At 63.4% G+C, this 16,605-nt stretch carries 23 protein-coding genes and 2 pseudogenes; 13 read left to right on the forward strand and 12 right to left on the reverse strand.

Translation table 11 applies throughout. The annotated features are described in order from the left end of the window. The first annotated feature begins 43 nt into the window (after positions 1–43). Positions 44–571: a DUF3124 domain-containing protein gene (locus IVA93_RS27445; protein WP_026233112.1), complete on the forward strand. Its 528-nt coding sequence runs from the start codon at positions 44–46 to the stop codon at positions 569–571. 91 nt (positions 572–662) lie between these two features. Continuing rightward, positions 663–1,895: an aminotransferase-like domain-containing protein gene (locus IVA93_RS27450; protein ID WP_018456225.1), complete on the forward strand. Its 1,233-nt coding sequence runs from the start codon at positions 663–665 to the stop codon at positions 1,893–1,895. A 4-nt stretch (positions 1,896–1,899) separates the two neighbouring features. Here IVA93_RS27450 and IVA93_RS27455 read toward each other — a convergent pair whose 3' ends face one another. Then, complete coding sequence (locus IVA93_RS27455; RefSeq protein WP_018456224.1) at positions 1,900–2,172, reverse strand: helix-turn-helix domain-containing protein; 273 nt, start codon at positions 2,170–2,172, stop codon at positions 1,900–1,902. A gap of 157 nt (positions 2,173–2,329) precedes the next feature. Between IVA93_RS27455 and IVA93_RS27460 the strand changes: the two genes are divergently transcribed. After that, the gene (locus tag IVA93_RS27460; RefSeq protein WP_026233111.1) at positions 2,330–2,782 is read left to right on the forward strand and encodes a hypothetical protein; all 453 of its coding nucleotides are present in this window, start codon (positions 2,330–2,332) and stop codon (positions 2,780–2,782) included. Positions 2,783–2,878: 96 nt separating this feature from the next. Continuing rightward, on the forward strand, positions 2,879–3,106 hold the full coding sequence (locus IVA93_RS27465; protein ID WP_026233110.1) for a hypothetical protein: 228 nt from the start codon (positions 2,879–2,881) through the stop codon (positions 3,104–3,106). A gap of 235 nt (positions 3,107–3,341) precedes the next feature. On the opposite strand, the pseudogene IVA93_RS27470 reads toward IVA93_RS27465, so the two are convergent. From IVA93_RS27470 to IVA93_RS27500, 7 genes and pseudogenes are all read right to left on the reverse strand, one after another. After that, positions 3,342–4,158 (reverse strand): annotated as a pseudogene (locus IVA93_RS27470) (aldo/keto reductase). Positions 4,159–4,385: 227 nt separating this feature from the next. Further along, positions 4,386–4,805 (reverse strand): hypothetical protein, encoded by a 420-nt coding sequence (locus IVA93_RS27475; protein WP_026233109.1) that lies wholly within the window; start codon positions 4,803–4,805, stop codon positions 4,386–4,388. Between the two features lie 107 nt (positions 4,806–4,912). After that, complete coding sequence (locus IVA93_RS27480) at positions 4,913–5,914, reverse strand: NAD(P)H-dependent flavin oxidoreductase (RefSeq protein ID WP_247789274.1); 1,002 nt, start codon at positions 5,912–5,914, stop codon at positions 4,913–4,915. A 107-nt stretch (positions 5,915–6,021) separates the two neighbouring features. Continuing rightward, positions 6,022–7,641, reverse strand: a complete 1,620-nt coding sequence (locus tag IVA93_RS27485) for a DHA2 family efflux MFS transporter permease subunit (protein ID WP_018456216.1) — start codon at positions 7,639–7,641, stop codon at positions 6,022–6,024. After that, the gene (locus IVA93_RS27490; protein ID WP_026233108.1) at positions 7,638–8,792 is read right to left on the reverse strand and encodes an HlyD family secretion protein; all 1,155 of its coding nucleotides are present in this window, start codon (positions 8,790–8,792) and stop codon (positions 7,638–7,640) included. The genes IVA93_RS27485 and IVA93_RS27490 overlap by 4 nt, the downstream gene beginning before the upstream one ends. A gap of 199 nt (positions 8,793–8,991) precedes the next feature. Then, the gene (locus tag IVA93_RS27495) at positions 8,992–9,150 is read right to left on the reverse strand and encodes a hypothetical protein (RefSeq protein WP_204513880.1); all 159 of its coding nucleotides are present in this window, start codon (positions 9,148–9,150) and stop codon (positions 8,992–8,994) included. A gap of 24 nt (positions 9,151–9,174) precedes the next feature. Next, positions 9,175–9,549, reverse strand: coding sequence for a PRC-barrel domain-containing protein (locus IVA93_RS27500; RefSeq protein ID WP_007594753.1), 375 nt, complete (start codon positions 9,547–9,549; stop codon positions 9,175–9,177). Positions 9,550–9,706: 157 nt separating this feature from the next. On the opposite strand from IVA93_RS27500, the gene IVA93_RS27505 reads away from it, so the two are divergent. The 7 genes and pseudogenes from IVA93_RS27505 to IVA93_RS27535 all read left to right on the forward strand — a co-directional run bounded on the left by IVA93_RS27505 (position 9,707) and on the right by IVA93_RS27535 (position 14,207). Further along, a complete protein-coding gene (locus IVA93_RS27505; protein WP_018456213.1) occupies positions 9,707–11,494 on the forward strand; it encodes a thiamine pyrophosphate-requiring protein in 1,788 nt (595 codons plus the stop codon). An 8-nt stretch (positions 11,495–11,502) separates the two neighbouring features. Then, the gene (locus IVA93_RS27510; RefSeq protein WP_018456212.1) at positions 11,503–11,730 is read left to right on the forward strand and encodes a hypothetical protein; all 228 of its coding nucleotides are present in this window, start codon (positions 11,503–11,505) and stop codon (positions 11,728–11,730) included. Positions 11,731–11,817: 87 nt separating this feature from the next. Next, positions 11,818–12,369 carry a DUF4142 domain-containing protein gene (locus IVA93_RS27515; protein ID WP_026233107.1) on the forward strand — a complete coding sequence of 184 codons (552 nt, stop codon included), beginning with the start codon at positions 11,818–11,820 and terminating at the stop codon, positions 12,367–12,369. 188 nt (positions 12,370–12,557) lie between these two features. After that, a pseudogene (locus IVA93_RS27520) lies at positions 12,558–12,656 on the forward strand (SDR family oxidoreductase); the annotation flags it as partial. A 134-nt stretch (positions 12,657–12,790) separates the two neighbouring features. Continuing rightward, complete coding sequence (locus tag IVA93_RS27525) at positions 12,791–13,375, forward strand: phosphatase PAP2 family protein (RefSeq protein ID WP_018456209.1); 585 nt, start codon at positions 12,791–12,793, stop codon at positions 13,373–13,375. Continuing rightward, on the forward strand, positions 13,372–13,719 hold the full coding sequence (locus IVA93_RS27530; protein WP_018456208.1) for a DUF3147 family protein: 348 nt from the start codon (positions 13,372–13,374) through the stop codon (positions 13,717–13,719). Before IVA93_RS27525 ends, IVA93_RS27530 begins: the two co-directional genes overlap by 4 nt. After that, complete coding sequence (locus IVA93_RS27535; RefSeq protein ID WP_018456207.1) at positions 13,719–14,207, forward strand: DUF3147 family protein; 489 nt, start codon at positions 13,719–13,721, stop codon at positions 14,205–14,207. Before IVA93_RS27530 ends, IVA93_RS27535 begins: the two co-directional genes overlap by 1 nt. Here the strand turns inward: IVA93_RS27535 and IVA93_RS27540 are convergent. Continuing rightward, positions 14,204–14,371, reverse strand: coding sequence for a hypothetical protein (locus IVA93_RS27540; protein ID WP_162847273.1), 168 nt, complete (start codon positions 14,369–14,371; stop codon positions 14,204–14,206). The two genes, IVA93_RS27535 and IVA93_RS27540, sit on opposite strands and share 4 nt — an antisense overlap. Before the next feature lie 176 nt (positions 14,372–14,547). Between IVA93_RS27540 and IVA93_RS27545 the strand changes: the two genes are divergently transcribed. Next, positions 14,548–14,796 carry a hypothetical protein gene (locus IVA93_RS27545; protein WP_018456205.1) on the forward strand — a complete coding sequence of 83 codons (249 nt, stop codon included), beginning with the start codon at positions 14,548–14,550 and terminating at the stop codon, positions 14,794–14,796. 137 nt (positions 14,797–14,933) lie between these two features. On the opposite strand, the gene IVA93_RS27550 is transcribed toward IVA93_RS27545, so the two are convergent. Both IVA93_RS27550 and IVA93_RS27555 read right to left on the reverse strand, forming a co-directional pair. Then, positions 14,934–15,140, reverse strand: coding sequence for a hypothetical protein (locus tag IVA93_RS27550; protein WP_007594775.1), 207 nt, complete (start codon positions 15,138–15,140; stop codon positions 14,934–14,936). A gap of 315 nt (positions 15,141–15,455) precedes the next feature. Then, positions 15,456–15,650 (reverse strand): hypothetical protein, encoded by a 195-nt coding sequence (locus IVA93_RS27555; RefSeq protein WP_026233106.1) that lies wholly within the window; start codon positions 15,648–15,650, stop codon positions 15,456–15,458. A 96-nt stretch (positions 15,651–15,746) separates the two neighbouring features. On the opposite strand from IVA93_RS27555, the gene IVA93_RS27560 reads away from it, so the two are divergent. After that, complete coding sequence (locus IVA93_RS27560; RefSeq protein ID WP_018456203.1) at positions 15,747–16,259, forward strand: DUF4142 domain-containing protein; 513 nt, start codon at positions 15,747–15,749, stop codon at positions 16,257–16,259. 4 nt (positions 16,260–16,263) lie between these two features. Here the strand turns inward: IVA93_RS27560 and IVA93_RS27565 are convergent, their stop codons facing one another. Then, positions 16,264–16,560, reverse strand: coding sequence for a hypothetical protein (locus IVA93_RS27565; RefSeq protein ID WP_026233105.1), 297 nt, complete (start codon positions 16,558–16,560; stop codon positions 16,264–16,266). Positions 16,561–16,605 lie beyond the last annotated feature (45 nt).

Consider the following 16,605-nt stretch of genomic DNA (forward strand, 5'->3'; position numbering starts at 1 on the left):
CCCTAGTGATCGAGTGCGTTGCGGCAAGCGAGCAATTCGTCACATGCGGATGGGGCTCGCCATTGCACTGCTGCTATGCCCCCTCGCCTGCTCCGTGCCCGCAGCCGCTCAATCCAAGGTGAATATCGAACAAAACTTTGCAGATTCCCTCACCGCACTGCCGAAAGAAGAACTCGCCGTCGCCGGCGGGTTCTACGTGCCCGCCTATTCCAGTGTCGCGATGAGCCAGGGCAAGCTGCGCGTCGACTTCTCGGTGACCCTGAGCGTGCACAACGCCTCCGAGACGCAAGCACTGGTTGTCAAACGCATCGCCTATTTCGACACCGCAGGCAAGCAGGTCGAGAGCTATCTGAAGGCGCCCGTCGCGTTGAAGCCCCTCGCCACCGTCTCAATCTTCATTCCGACCGACGACGTACGCGGCGGGACCGGAGCCAATTTCCTGGTCGATTGGGCCGCAGCAAGCGAGATCGCCGAGCCTGCTGTCGAGGCCTTGATGGTTGGCGGCGTCGCCAATGCGCATTACGCTTTCATCAGCCAGGGCCGTCCGACCCGGACGGCCGGCAAGAACTAAGGCCGTCTGTCCGCCGGATGCGGGCAAAAGAAATAGGCATGGCCGACGCAACGCCGGCCGGCTCAAAAAGAAAACAACGAGGAACGCTCCCATGACGTCCAGCTTCGATTTTGCGCCCCTGTTTCCCGCAGGGCTGCCGGCCCCCTCTGCGCGCTGGACGGGCCTCGCCAAATACAGTTTTGTCGGCGGCAACAACGACTCCGAGCAGGTGCCGCTCGATGATCTGATCGAGGCGGCCAATCTGGCTCTGCAACGCGAAGGCCGCTCGCTCGCCACTTACGGGCTGGCACATGGTCCCCAGGGCTATCTGCCCTTGCGCGAATTCCTGGTGGCAAAACTCAAGCGCGATGCCGGCATCAACTGCACGGTCGACGATCTCCTGATCGTGTCCGGCTCGCTGCAGGCGCTCGACCTCGTCAACGCCACGCTGCTGACGCGCGGCGACACCGTGATCTTCGAGCAGGATAGCTATCAGGGCTCGCTGACCCGCCTGGCACGGCTCGGAGTCAACGTGATTGGCATTCCCCTCGACAACGACGGCATGCGCATGGACGTGCTGGCCACGACGCTGGCCGACCTCAAGGGCCGCGGCATCCGTCCGAAATACATCTACACCATTCCGACCGTGCAGAACCCGACCGGCAGCATCATGCCGGAGGGCCGCCGCACCGAGCTGTTGCGGCTGTCGGCAGACTACGGCGTGCCTGTTTTCGAGGACGATTGCTATGCCGATCTGGTCTGGTCGGGACAGCGGCCGCCGGCGATCCATGCGATGAGCCCGAACGGCGGCGTGATCCATATCGGCTCGTTCTCCAAGTCGATCGCGCCGGCGCTGCGCGTGGGCTTCATCGTCGCGCCCTGGGATGTGATGTCGCGGATGTTGGCGCTGAAGACGGACGCCGGCTCAGGCGCGCTGGAGCAGATGGTGCTCGCTGCCTATTGCAAGCCGCATTTTTCGACCCACGTGCCGGCACTGACGAAGGCGCTACGGACCAAGCTTGATACGCTGATGGAGGCCGTCAACGAGCAGTTCGGGACGGCCGCCGAGTTCGAGGAGCCCAAGGGCGGGATCTTCCTGTGGGTGAAGCTGCCCGATCAGGTGGATACGCTGAAGCTGTATCAGGCCGCGCTTGCCGCCGGCGTATCGATCAATCCGGGGCCGGAATGGTCGACTGACAAAAACCACTCCAGATCGCGACTGCGGCTGTGCTTTGCGAGCCCCTCGCATCAGCAGATCCGCGAGGGCGTGGCCGTGCTGGCCGAGGTCTGCCGCAAGGAGTTCGGCGTGCCGGCCCGCAGTGCCAATGTGGAGAATCGAGCTTGAGCCTTCAGACGATCTGGGGCTGGCTGCCGTGGATCGCGGAGGCCAGCCGCAGCAGCAGCACAATCGAGACGTTGCCCTTTCCGGCCTCGATCTGGGCGATGTAGCGCTCGGATATCCCGGAGCGGCGGGCGAGCTCCCGCCGCGACAGGACGCAGCGCATGCGCGAGGACTTCAAGCGGTCGCCCAGCTCGGCCAGAAACGCGCTCTCGGAATAAGGCGGCACGGCGCAGCTCCCCGGCAGCACCTCGCCTGCGAAATCCCTGACTTGATTCAGCATCGGTTTATCCAATTTCCCTTCGGGAGCGCCATCCTACCGGGGAAACGGGCTGCCTCATTGACGCGGATCAAATTCGCGCGCGAATGGCGGTCAGCGTGGACGATGGCGCGCGGGATGCTACACTTCGGAATTCTTTGCAGGTGGGGCCTTTCAGGACATGAGACGTTGTTTGTGCCGCTCTATCGCGGCAGCAGTGCTGTGGGTTGCGTTCACGCCCGCGGCCGGTGCCGAGTCGCTTGCGGCGACCGTCGAGCAATGGGGCCTGCTCGGCTCATGGGCGGTCGATTGCGCCGGCCGGCCCGACCGCGAGAAGGGCGCGCTCTTGACTTACGAGATCCGGAAGGACGGAAGGGTGATGTACCGGCGCAATTTCGGCGAGGCCAAGGACGAAAACGAAGTGGTATCGGCGATGGTCAACGCCGACGGCCTGCTCAATGTGATGGTGTACTTCCCCTTGCTGCAGCAGACGCGCGAGTTCGGTCTGCTACTCTCGAAGCAAGGCAGCTTGCGCGCAATCTACAATCGCAGTGAGCGCGGCGAGTACACGATCAGGGACGGCAAATACGTCGCGACCGGCGCGCCAACACCTTCACAACAGCGCTGCGATTAACCCACCTGAACAGGCGTTCAGAAATCTCCTGCGATTCCTCCGGAACGTTCCCGCGAATGCGCCGTTTAGATTTGCATTCCATTGGAGGAGGACATCATGAAGAAGATTGGTTATGTGCTTGCCGCTGTCGGCGCGCTCGCGGTTGCAATGCCGACGCTCGCCAGCGCGGAGACGGTAGTGATCAAGCGCGGTGGTCATCATCACGGCATGTATGGCGCCCGCGCCGAATACGGCATGCATCGCGATCACGGCTGGCATCGCGGCTGGCGCCATCGCGACCGCGTCGTCGTGATCAAGCGTGGTCACCGTCATCATTGGGACTAATGCGCAACGCAATATGGAAATGGCCCTTCACGGGGCCATTTTCTTTGCGTGCCTTCTTCCTTCTCCCCTTGTGGGAGAAGGTGGCGCGAAGCGCCGGATGAGGGGTATCCCTCGGCGAATTCAAACTGACAAATGTGCGCGCGGAGAGAGACCCCGCACCCGTCTCGCCGCTGCGCGGCGAGCCACCCTCTCCCACAAGGGGAGAGGGTCCGGCGGTGCGGCCCAGCGTCGACTCTCAGTCCCATGCCGGTGCGAAGCCGGGATTGACGCAGCGCCTGTCCTTCGGCAGCGCGGCGATCTTGTTGCGGTCGGCATCGTCGAGCGTGATCTTCAGCGCGTCGAGATTGGCCTGCTGGCTCTCTCGGCGCGAGGCTTTCGGGATCGCGGCCACACCGTCCTGGTCCAGCAGCCATTTCAGCGCGACCTGCGCCGCATGCATTATGCTTGGCGCCGATCTCGGCCAGCACCTCATCTGACGCGATGCGTCCCTGCGCCAGCGGGCAATAGGCGACCAGCGGGATCGACTTGGCGTTGAGATAGGCCAGCACCTTCGATTGATCGAGCAGGGCGTGGTATTCGATCTGATTGCATGCGATCGGCGCCTTGATGTCCTCGACCGCGATCTTCAGCAGCGCCGTGGTGAAGTTGGCGACCCCGATCGCCCGCGTCCGCCCCTCCTGCTTCAGCGTCATCAAGGTCTCGAACACAGCACCCCAGTTCGCCGCCTTGGACGGCCAGTGCACGAGATAGAGGTCGACATGGTCAAGCCTGAGCTTGGTCAGGCTGGCGTCGAAAGAGCGGCGGATGGCGTCGGGGCTGAGGTTCTCGTGCCAGACTTTCGTCGTGACGTGCAGCTCGCCCCGCGGCAGCCGGGCCGCGGCGAGCGCCGCGCCGATCGGTTCTTCGTTGCCGTACATCTCGGCGGTATCGATATGGCGATAGCCGATCGACAGTGCGCTCTCGACCGCCGCGCGGCAGGTATCGCCCTGCATGCGGAAGGTCCCGAGGCCGAGCTTGGGCATGCTGATGCCCTGTGTCTTGAGATTATCCATGAACAAGTTCCTGACATCGTTCGGCCCGCCGGAGGCCAGCAGCGATGCTGCGTGAGCAGACTCTTCGGGGATGGAAAAGAGGTGGCGGGAGCGGACAGCATAGTGCGGCAGACGCACGGCGGCCAATCAAGATCGGGTTAGGTGCTTCCTCACCGTCCCCCGGCTTACGGTTTCTTGACCGCGGGCCTACGGTTTTGCAACGTGCCGGATGACGGCTCGGAGCTGACCTAGTGCTTCCAGTTGCAGATGCCGCCGCTGCGGCACGGCCAGGTCTGGATCCGGGTGTCCATCGCCTGCGCGTCGAGCGGATTGCCGTGGCGATGCGCGAGCTTGGTGCGTGCCGCGCCGCGTGGCTGCGCGGGCTTGACGTGCGCGACCTTCGGCTCCGACACGCGCACGCGTTCGGCGGCGACCTTCTTCGGCACGTCGACCGGCTCGGCGCGCGCCTGCGCCTCGTTGCCACCGCGCGCCTCCAGCGCGACAGGCGCGAACCGGGTTTCGGGCCCGAGCCGCTTGGGCGACAACACCGCCTTCGAAAGATCGAGGCCGAGATAGTCGTCGGGCTTGTAGTCGTCAGCGCGCGCGACGCCGCCCCATGCGAGCACGAGGGCAACGGCCATTGCAAAAGGAGCGCTCTTCAGAATCACGGACGCCTCCTGAAATTGATTGTTAAGAGGTAATTTACCTCTATTTAGGAGGCGTCGCGCGCAATTCCAGCGGTCAGCTGCCGCCGTGGTTAAGAAGTTTGGCGGTGTCAGGCGACCTTTCGCGGTGCACCCATCTCTTCAAGAAACCCCATTAGACGGGTACGGATGATGGTTTCCGCCTCAGCCATGATCCTGTCGACGAGTTCCTTGCAGGTGGGGATGTCGTGGATGAGGCCTGCGACCATTCCGCAGCTCCAGGCGCCGGCGTCCATCTGCCCGTCCAGCATGATCCTGGGATAGACGCCCGCGACCTGGTCGTGGATGTCGTCGATCTTCAGCTTGTCGCCCTTCTCGCGTTCAATCTCGAGCAGGCGGTCGACATTGGCGTTCTTCAGCACGCGCTCGGTGTTGCGCAGGCTCCGCATGATGAGGCGGGTGTCGCGTTCGGTCGCCGCGACCAGCGCGTTCTTGACGTTCTGATGCACCGGGGCTTCCTTGGTCGCGATGAAGCGCGTGCCCATGTTCATACCGGCCGCCCCCAGCGACAGCGCCGCGACGAGGCTGCGGCCGTCCGCCATGCCGCCGGATGCGACGAACGGAATCTTCAATTCCTCCGCCGCGCGCGGCAGCAGAATCATGTTGGGAATGTCGTCCTCGCCGGGATGGCCGCCGCACTCAAAGCCGTCGACGCTGACCGCGTCGCATCCGATGCGCTCGGCTTTCAAGGAGTGGCGCACCGAGGTGCATTTGTGGATGACCGTGATCCCGGCGGCCTTCAGCGCCGGCATGTAGGCTTCCGGGCTGCGGCCGGCGGTCTCCACGGACTTGATGCCGCCTTCGACGATGGCGGCGATGTATTCCGGATAAGGCGGCGCGGCGAAGGTCGGCAGGAAAGTGAGGTTCACGCCGAACGGCTTGTCGGTCATATCGCGGCAGCGTGCGATCTCTTTTGCCAGCAGCTCCGGCGTCTTCTGCGTGAGACCGGTGATGATGCCGAGTCCGCCGGCATTGGAGACGGCAGCCGCCAGCTCGGCAAAGCCGACGAAATGCATGCCGCCCTGGATGATGGGGTGCTCGATGCCGAACAGTTCGGTGATCGCGGTCTTCACTTAAATTACCTCCCGGGCTTTTGCTTGACGTTCGCGCCAGTCTAGCCGGACTTTTGCGCCGCGGTCATCCTTTCTCTCTCGCCATTTCTCTCAGAACGGCCGTAGGCTCAATGCCCCCGCGCGGGAGCGCCCAGCTTGATCGGGCGCAGCGCCGCGGCGGTCGGGATCATCAGCACCGCGATGATCGCGAGCGTCCAGAACACGTCGATATAAGCGAGCAAATCGACCTGCTGCTGCAAGGTGCGCCCAACCCAGGCGACCGCCTGCGAGGCTGCATCACTCGCGTTCGAGCCCTGAGCCTGGAAGAAGCGGGTCATCATCTCGATGGTCTGCTGATAGCCGAGGTCCGATGGCGCGGCGTGCTCGATCAGGCGGCTCTGGTGGAATTGCTGGCGCTGCGCCAGAATTGTCTGCGCCAGCGCGACGCCCATGGAGCCGCCGATATTGCGGGCGACGTTGATCAGCGCCGACGCCTGGTTGGTCTTGTCGGGCGGCACACCGTCATAGGACGCGGTCGTGACCGGCAGGAACAGGAAAGGAAGACCGAGCGCGAGGAAGATCCGCGACATCGCGGCATAGCCGTAGGTGATATCGCCGGTAAGGCCCGTGAGATGCCACATCGAGAAGGCGACGATGGCGGCACCGAACATGATGAGATATTTCGGCTGCACGCTGCTGACGAGGCGGCCGACCACTGGCATCAGCACCAGGGTCGCGACGCCGCCGGGCGACAAAGCGAGACCGGCCAGCATGGCGGTGTAGTTCAAATCGCTCTGGAGCAGTTGCGGCAAAAGCTGTGTCGTCGAGATCAGCACCGCGCCGGTCGCAAGCATGACCAGGAAGCAGGCGGCGAACTGGCGACGGCCCAGCAGGCGGAGATCGACGATGGGATCCTCCCGCGTCAGCTCCCACGGGATCAGCGCAAGCAGTGACATGGCCGAAAGTACCGCGAAGAACACGATCATGTTCGAGCCGAACCAGTCGTTGCGCTGGCCCTCGTCCAGCACGTATTCGAGCGAGCCGAGCCCGATCGCGACCAGCAGGAAGCCGACATAGTCGACGCGCAGGCCCTTGCTCAGCAGCTTCTCCCTCTCCTCCTCCGCGCCCGAGGGCTCCTTGACCAGCGTGCCGACCAGGAACAGCGACAGCAATCCCATGGGGACGTTGATCAGAAACACCCAGTGCCAGGTGTAGGTGTCGGTGATCCAGCCGCCGAGCGTCGGACCGACCACGGGCGCGACCACGACCGCGACGCCATAGATCGCGAACGCCTGGCCGCGCTTGTGCGGCGGGAAGGAGTCGGCGAGGATCGCCTGCTCGCTGGTCGCCATGCCGCCGCCACCAAGGCCCTGAAGGATTCGGAACAGCACCAGCGCCTGCAGATTCCAGGCGAAGCCGCACAAAAGCGAGGAGACCGTGAAGATCGCAACGCACATCATGTAGAAGCGCTTGCGGCCGATCACGGTCGACAGCCAGCCCGAGATCGACAGCACGATGGCGTTGGCGACGAGATAGCTGGTGATGACGTAGGTGCTCTCGTCGATGCCGACGGCAAGCCCACCGGCGATGTGGCGCAAGGCAACGTTGGCAATGGTGGTGTCGAGCACCTCCATGAAGGTCGCGATCGAGACGACGAACGCGATGAGATAGGGATTATGACCGCCCGCCGCCGAGCGCTCCGGCGACCAGCCGCCCGCGGATGCACTGCCCTGCGCCGTGTCGGTCATCGCACCCTGGTCCAGGGCACGACCGACATGCCGGGACCAACGGGCAGATCGGCCGGCCAGCTGTCGACCACGATCTTCACCGGCACGCGCTGCACCACCTTGACGTAATTTCCGGTGGCGTTCTCCGCCGGCAACAGGCTGAACGCGGTGCCGGAGCCCGGCTGCACGGAGTCGACATGGCCGGTGAGCTTGCGCGCGGGATAGGCATCGATGCGGATCTCGACCGGCTGACCCGGCCGCATGTCGTTGAGCTGCGTCTCCTTGTAGTTGGCGACGATCCAGACCTCGTCAGGCACGAACATCATCAGGCTCTGTCCGGCTGTCACGAAAGTGCCCTTGGCGCCGCTGAGCTTGACGACGCGGCCGGACTGCGCCGCAACCACGCTGGTATATTGCAGGTTCAGCTTGGCCTGATCGAGCTGCGCCTGCGACTGCTGGAGCTGCGCCCGGGCGCCCTCGAGCTGCGCCTGCAGCGTCTTGATGCCGACCTGCGCGGCCGTCACAGCGGTCTTCGCGCGTTCCGTGTTGGCCTGCTGCGCCTGAAGATCGGAGCGGGTCTGCTGCTGGCGCTGCACGGTGCCGGCGCCCTTCTCGACCAGATCCTGGGCGCGCGCGAATTCTTCCTGCGAGAACTGAAGCTGGGCCTGGGCCTGTTCGAGCTGCGCCTCCGCCTGCTTGATCTGCTCCTGCTGGGAGACGATCTGCGCCTCGACATTGGCGATGTTCGCCCTGGCGACCGCGACCTGCGCATTGGCCTGATCGATGGCGATGCGATAGTCGCGCTCGTCGATCTTGGCGAGAAGGTCCCCGGCTTTGACATGCTGGTTGTCCGTCACGGGTATGTCGGTCACGTAGCCGCCAACCTTGGAGGCCACGGAAAAGCTGCGCGCGGCGACGAAGGCATCGTCGGTGGATTCATAGTGGCGCACCTGGAGCCAATAGAGCACTCCGCCGATAAGGGCCGCGAGCAAGACGATGGTGCCAACGCTTGCCAGCAACCAATGCTCGCGAATCCGCTCTCGCAGCGACGGCGCCTTGGCCGGCTTCGAGTCCGTGGCGTCACGGGCCTGATCAGGAGATATCTTCGGAGCTTCCTTCGCCCTCTGCGGCTGCTCCGCGGACGGTCCACGCTCCCGTGTTTGAGCATCCACGGTGAACACCTTTCTCGGGGATCAAACTGGCGGCAGAGCCGCCAAGGCCGGCACACGCGCCGCGAGCCCAACTGCAACTCCTGATCATGGTTCCGCTTGTTGCGAGCACCATCGCGTTCGTGAACGCCTGCCCAAAAAGCGAGCGCGGCACAGTGCATGCCGCGCTCGCCTCGATATCTCATGGGAAGCGCACCCGGTCTCAGTGCGTCTTCGTCGCGTGCCATTTCTCGAGATCGGGTTTCACCTCGTCCGATCCCTGCTCCTTTTCCGGAGTGCCCTTCCAGGGCTTGTCCGTCTGCTTGTGCGAACCCCAGTCGCTCTGCTGCCGGGGATCGTCGTTAGGCCATTCCTTGCTCATCGAGCTTCCTTTCGTTGGAAACGCTTACGCGAAGGGGACACCGTAATAGGAGTTGATCCCGCGAACCGCGGCGTCATCACCCCAGTTCCAATCACTCCGTTCGCCGTATTTGGGCGCGCCTTCCAGTTCCTTGGTGGTGATGCCGGTGACGTAACCGCCGAGCTCCGTGTCGTATTTCAGCGACTGCCACGGCAGCGGATAGTGGTCGTTGCCGAGGCCCAGAAATCCGCCGAAGCCGAGCACGGCGTAGGACACCTTGCCGCTGATCTTGTCGATCATCACGCGTTCGATCGAGCCGATTTTGTTGCGATCGGCACCGTAGACCGATGTTCCCTCGACCTTGTCGCTGCCGATCAACCGACCCATCTCGTTTTGGTCCAGTTCACCCTGATTCAACATCTCAATTCTCCACTCAGCCAGTTGTGGAGACAACCCGAAGAGGTGCGCGATCGTTCCGGCATGTTCCGTCAGACTTGAGGAACATCGCCGGAAACGGGTGGTTCTCTCAACTTCAAATCCCGGAAACCAAATACCGGAAAACGAAGGGCCGCCCTTGATGTCCCAGACCGTCTCCGACTTCATCGTTCAACGTCTGCATCAATGGGGCGTGCGCCACCTCTTTGGCTATCCTGGCGATGGCATCAACGGCGTGTTCGGAGCCCTTCAGCGTGCTGAGGGCAAGATCGGCTTTGTTCAGACCCGGCATGAGGAGATGGCCGCTTTCATGGCGAGCGCCTATGCGAAGTTCTCTGGCCAACTCGGGGTCTGTATCGCAACTTCGGGCCCCGGCGCCTCGCATCTGATCACCGGGCTCTACGATGCCCTGCTGGATCACCAGCCCGTGCTCGCGATCGTCGGCCAGCAGGCACGCAATGCGCTGGGCGGGCAATATCAGCAGGAACTCGATCTCGTCTCGATGTTCAAGGATGTGGCTGGCGCCTACGTCATGCAGGCCTCCTCGCCGGCGCAGATCCGGCATCTGATCGATCGATCGATCCGGATCGCGCTGGCCCGGCGGACGCCAACGGTGATCATCCTGCCCAACGATATCCAGGAGGAGCCCTACGAGGACCCGCCGCGCGCTCACGGCACTCTGCACTCCGGCATTGGCTATAGCGCTCCAAGCATCAAGCCTCGTGACGCTGACCTCGACCGTGCCGCCGAGGTGCTCAATGCCGGCAAGAAGGTCGCGATGCTCATCGGCGCCGGCGCGCTCCACGCCACCGAGGAGGTGATCGCGGTCGCCGACCGCTTGTCCGCCGGCTGCGCCAAGGCGCTGCTCGGCAAGGCGGCGCTCCCCGACGATCTGCCGTGGGTCACCGGCTCGATCGGCCTGCTCGGCACCGAACCCAGCTACAACATGATGATGGAATGCGACACACTGCTGATGGTCGGCTCCGCCTTTCCCTATGCCGAATTCCTGCCGAAGGAAGGCGCGGCGCGCGGCGTGCAGATCGACATCGACGCCAGCATGATGTCGATCCGCTTTCCCATGGAGGTCGGCCTCGTCGGCGATGCCGCCGAGACGCTGCGCGCCCTGCTGCCGCGACTGAAACCCAAGAGCGATGGCGCCTGGCGCCAGGGTATCCAGGACGACGTCGCGAAATGGTGGAAGACGCTCGATGATCGGGCACATCAGCCCGCAGCACCGGTCAATCCGCAGCTCGTCGCCTGGGAGCTGTCTCCGCGCCTGCCCGACCGCGCCATCGTCACCAGCGATTCCGGCTCCTGCGCCAACTGGTTCGCGCGCGACCTGAAGATGCGCCGCGGCATGACGGCCTCGCTCTCAGGCGGGCTCGCCTCGATGGGTGCCGCGGTGCCCTATGCGCTCGCCGCGAAATACGCCCATTCCGACCGCCCGGTGATCGCACTCGTCGGCGACGGCGCGATGCAGATGAACAACATGGCCGAGCTGATCACCGCCGCCAAGTATTGGCGCGACTGGAAGGATCCGCGCTTCATCGTCTGCGTCTTCAACAATGAAGACCTCAACCAGGTGACCTGGGAGCAGCGCGTCATCAACGGCGATCCGAAATTCGAGGCATCGCAGCGCATACCAAACGTGTCCTATTCGCGCTTTGCCGAACTGATCGGCCTCTCCGGCATCTATGTCGACAGCCCGCGGCTGCTGGGCTCGGCCTGGGAGCAGGCGCTGGCGAGCGAGATGCCGGTGGTGCTGGAGGTGAAGACCGATCCCGAAGTGCCGCCGCTGCCGCCGCACATCACCTTGCAGCAGGCCAAGAACTTCTCGCTTGCGCTGCTGAAAGGCGATCCCAACGAGAGCGGAGTGATCAAGGGGGCGGCGCGGCAGGTGCTGGAAAAGATCCTACCTGGAAACGAATGAGGTGAAGCATGAGCGATTTCCGCGATATCCAGCACGGCGTCAACGATCCCGTGGATGGCCTCGACGTGAAGCGGCAGATCAACGACAACCGGACGCCGCATGAACGGGCACAACGCCATGCAGACGTGCGTGCCGAGGCCACTGCCACGCCGAGCGAGCCATTTCTGCCCGAACGGCTTCGGCGCAAGCCTACCGATCCAATCAACCCGCGGAGCGGGCGGAGACCGACGGATTAGCCGTTAGGAACTCCGGCCGCTGCAGTGTGTTGGTGGGCGCAACGTCGCGCGGCGAGAGGCTGCGCGCCCATTCGGAGGGATCGGACCATGAAACGAATGATTATCGCAGCTGCTTGCGTGCTGCTCGCAGGCCCCGCACTCGCCCAGTCGCTCGGCGAGAAAACCGGCGTCAACTCGGCGCTCGGCGTCGCGCCCGCCACCGCCGACTTCGTCAAGGAAGTCGCCATCAGCGATATGTTCGAGCTCGAGTCGAGCAAGCTCGCCGAGCAGAAAGGCAACGCGCAGGAGAAGACCTTTGCGCAACAGATGGTGACCGACCACACCAAGACCAGCAGCGAACTTAAGGGCCTTGTCAGCGGCGGCAAGGTGCAGGCGACGCTGCCGACAGCACTCGACAGCTCGCATCAGAGCAAACTCGACAAGCTCAAGAGCGCGAATGGCAAGGACTTCAGTTCGGATTACAATTCGTACCAGGTCAGCGCCCATGAGGACGCGGTCTCGCTGTTCGAGCGTTACGCCAAGGGCGGCGACAATTCCGACCTGAAGGATTGGGCCGGCAAGACGCTGCCGGCGCTCAAGCACCATCTCGACATGGCCAAGGAGCTCGGCAAGGCGCCGAGCGTCGGTCAGACCAAGTAAACATCTTACGAGGACGCCGGCCCTACCGGCGTCCTCTCGTTTTGCAACGATGCCTGTCTCCGCGCAGTGAGATCGAAGATCGCGGAGATCGTCATGACACATCACGACAAGACTTCAGTATCCCGCCGGCACGTCGTCCAAGCGGCGAGCGCAACGCTCGCTGCTGCTTCGCTGGCCTCTTCGACAGCGGAGGCATGACGCCGCTCGGCCGTTCCGGCCAGCCCGCCGAACTGGCCTCGATTTATGTGCAGCGTGCCGCGGCCGACGCGAGCAATGCGACCGGCTAGGTGTATGGGTCCGCTGGTGGATCGGGACAGCCGTAGTCGGCGCGGCAGACTTATGCCACGAGGCAGAGCCCAGGAACCTTCTTTGTCTCCGGGCTTTACAAAACTGTCATGAAGGACATCACGCTTGCAGACCGATGGCATTAGTAGAGGTTAAACCTAGCCGGATCGACACCGCGATCGCGGATACGATCGCTGATCACACCAATTCAGGCATCGAGCACACGGCGCAGACATTGACCTGGGCTGCCGACGAGCACGTGCTGCTCGCGCTGGCCGCGGCAGGGTGGCTCTACACTCATATTTGGCAGCCCCAACAGCGCCCCGTTGCAAATCACGTTCTGGCCGTGTCGCTGGCGACTGCCGTCCTCCCGCATGTCCTGAAATCCATATTCGATCAGACCAGGCCAGACCGGCTGACCATACGCGGACACCGACATGGAGTACCCATCTCAGGACAGGCGCGCGACGCCTTCCCGTCCGGTCACGCGGTCCATATGGGCGCACTTGCCTCGGCGGCGGGCCTGCTGCCAAAAACGCCGCGTCGGTTGGTGCGTGCGATTGCGGTCGCACTTTCGCTGACACGGATTGCGGTACTCGCGCATTGGGCAAGCGACGTCGTCGCAGGCTTTGCGCTGGGCGCGGCCGTAGAGAGACTCTTGCGGCCATGGACACTGACGCAATCGTTGCGCAAGCAGCTCACTTGGCGGAAACGGCCATGACCGAATATGTCGTGCGCTTCATCGCCGGTGGCATCATCGTCTCCGCTTTTGCGATCTTGGGCGATATGCTCAAACCCAAAAGCTTTGCGGGGTTGCTCGGCGCAGCACCGTCAGTTGCACTGGCGACGCTCGGCATCGCCGTCGTCCAGCACGGCCCGCAATACGCCGCGGCAGAAAGCTGGACGATGATCTATGGCGCGGTCGCGCTCGGCTGCTACAGCGTCGTCGTCTGCCATCTGCTGATCAGATACTGTGTGTCCGCGCTGCCGGCGACCGTCCTTGCTGGTATCGTGTGGCTTGCGGTCGCCTTCGGCCTGCTCGCCGGCTTTGGAGGTGCGGCCTGATGCCGGTCAAGCTGTCGCTCTCCGCGCTGAAGCAGACGCGCTGGTACGAATACGGCATTCGTTTCCTGCTCGGTGGCCTGGCGACCGTGCTCACGGGGGTTCTGGGAGCGCGCTTCGGTGTTTCCGTCGGCGGACTTTTCCTTGCGCTTCCCGCCATCTTCTGCGCGAGCGCAACGCTGGTCGAAAGCCATGAACGCCGCACCAAGGAGAAGGCCGGCCTCAGCGGCACGCGCCGCGGACAAGAGGCCGCCGGGCTCGACGCGGCTGGTGCCGCCTGGGGAAGCATCGGTCTCCTGGCATTCGCCGCCGTCTTTCATGTTACCGTGGCCGCAAGCGTTCCGGGCGCTTTCGCCGCCGCGTTGATAGCTTGGGCCGTGGTTTCGGTATTGGCCTGGGGGCTCAGGCGCAAGCTGCGCATCGTCTCCCGCAAACCGCACCGGTCAGCCCATTCGCCATCAGCAAAGGGTTCTCCCCTTACGAAGCGTTAGCCCGCCTTGGCATGCATTGACGGCTGCAATCTCGGCGGTTGAAGGCCCGGGCTGTTGGCCCAGCGCTCGACCTGCTCGATGACCTTCTGGTGGCTGGGGCGCACCGGCCTGGGTGCTTCGCTCTCTTCGACATGTGTGCGGGGCAATCTGACTTCGTTCGTCATGACGTCTCTCCCATTTGCCGGGAGTATACACCTGTCAAAGGATCCTTGCATCACATAAATTATTGATTTCATTATATTTTCTGGCTAACTTGGCGTCATAGCCGCATCTTGTGGAACCGCGGCCGAATGAGTTCGTTGAGTAAACTACTCAACTTGCTCATTTTGGGTGATTGATCATGAACGACCTTCGCGCCGAGCGGCTCCAGGTCATGCTGTCACCGGAAGAACTGGCCGCGGTGGACGACTTCCGGTTCAAACATCGCATGCCGACGCGAGCCGCGGCCGTGCGCGAGCTCCTGAAGCTCGGACTGGCCACCGCCGCAGTCGATGCAGGGGCGAATGTCAAATCGAGCAGGTTCGGAGTTTTCGGGCGCGGCCCGGACGGCCATACGCAACCGCATCCCGAGCGCGGCTCCGAGGATTAGTCCAGCCTGATGCTCAAGCAAACGGCCCCGGCACGGGGTGCCAGGGCCGTCCTTGGAGATTACTTCCGGATCACCGGGGGCATGACAACCGGAAGCAATCCCTCGACTCTTCGCGTGCGAATTCGTTCCTGAAGGAATTAGCCGCTCGGCGCGTCGCCGGAATCATCGGGCGCCATGCCGGAACCGGGCGTCTTGCTGTTGTCGTTCAGCTTGGGATCGCGCGTGGCCTCACGAGAGGGCGAGCCCTTTGGCTCCGACTTGTGCACGGTCTGCGCACGCTGCTTGTCCCGCGGCTGCTGTTCACCGCGCTGATCTCTGATGATGCCTTGGTCGGAATGGGCCATGATAGCTCTCGCCTCTTTGCTGTCTCGAAGCGCTTACGCGCCGGAGCGTCGAAGGTTCCGACCCGCGAGATCAGACTGCTAACTGTGCGCTGAGTGCACCGGGGTCGATGCATTTTCGTGATGCACCTGCCGCACTGTCGTCACGGTGGCGAACGCGACCGACACGCCAAAGGCGAGGATGAGCGAAAGAAGAGCCAGACGTGGAGCCATTGCAAAAACCTCCTGAAATAGGAAATCAACGCGATCGACTGTTACGAATGATCCTGCTTGTTGTCCGTGCGCAGTCTCACACGCAGATCCACGAACACGACAGAATTACGCATCCTGCTTTTGAGGCCTGCGCGTTGGAACGGGCGGCACCTCGCCGTCGAGCCAATCCTGCTCGTCGGCAAGTGCCGTCCACGCATTCGCCATGCGCAGAAAACGATTGTGTGCCGGCTGTGCTTCGGCCCTCTCGGCGAGCTGGAGGCAGTTGTCGGCGTTATCCCTGAAGATCTCGGACTGTTTCATCAACATGAATTGGGGACGGAACCGACGCGTCGCAACCGCCCTTACCGGATCGTAACATCTGCGGAACTTTCGACCGCCGTCCGCCATTGGACGTCCATGCGGATTCTTCTCGCGATGGTTTTGGCGTTCATCAGCACTGCACCGCTTGCCGACAGCACCGGAGAGCGACGCCCGACCGGCAGCACGCCGACCGCAACCGAGACCATCAGCGACCTCTACACTTTCAGCCGCTTTCAGCAGGGCTTGCTGGAGAGCACCGACCTGAAGGGCAATGCCGAGGTCAAGAACCTCGCCGCCCTGCGCGCCGAAGAAGCAGCCCGGCGCGACAAGGCCCTGAAACAGATTCAGGAGACGATCGGCACCGAACCGCGCGTCGCCAAGACGACCTCGGCGAGCGCGAGCCTGGTCGAGCCCGAAACTTCGGACGGACCGACTTTCGTCAGAAGCTTCTATGCCGCGCAGATTCCCGAGTATGAATCGGTGATCGACCTGCTCGAGCGCTATCTGAAGGCGCCCGACAATGCCGCGCTTGCAACATTCGCGCGCGAGCAGCTCCCACTGTTGCGCTCACAGGTCAAAGAAGCCGAGCGCACCATGGCAGACAAGTAGCCGTTTATTTATTGTTCGGACGACTTTGCTGGCTCTCCGGCCGCACGGTGCGGTCGCTCTCCGGCATCCGGTCCCGGCCGGCATCCCCATTGTCATCCTTGCCGCCCGAAGTCGAGGTGCCGCTACCGCTGGGATTGGACCGGGTCGACGCACCCGTAGTTGGTGTGTCCGCGCGTGGGGTGGCGGAGCTTGCGGCGGGGTCGCCGGTCACCGCACCACGGCCGCTGGGCGCGCCGCCTTGTGCGAACGCCGATCCAGCCAACAACATCACGGTGCCGATCACGGCAAATCCTGCTTTCATGTGCGCTCTCCCTGTATTCGAGGCTAACAGCAGGACCAGCGGCCA

It is taken from the genome of Bradyrhizobium sp. 155 (genome assembly GCF_023101105.1).
Lineage (GTDB): Bacteria > Pseudomonadota > Alphaproteobacteria > Rhizobiales > Xanthobacteraceae > Bradyrhizobium > Bradyrhizobium canariense_D.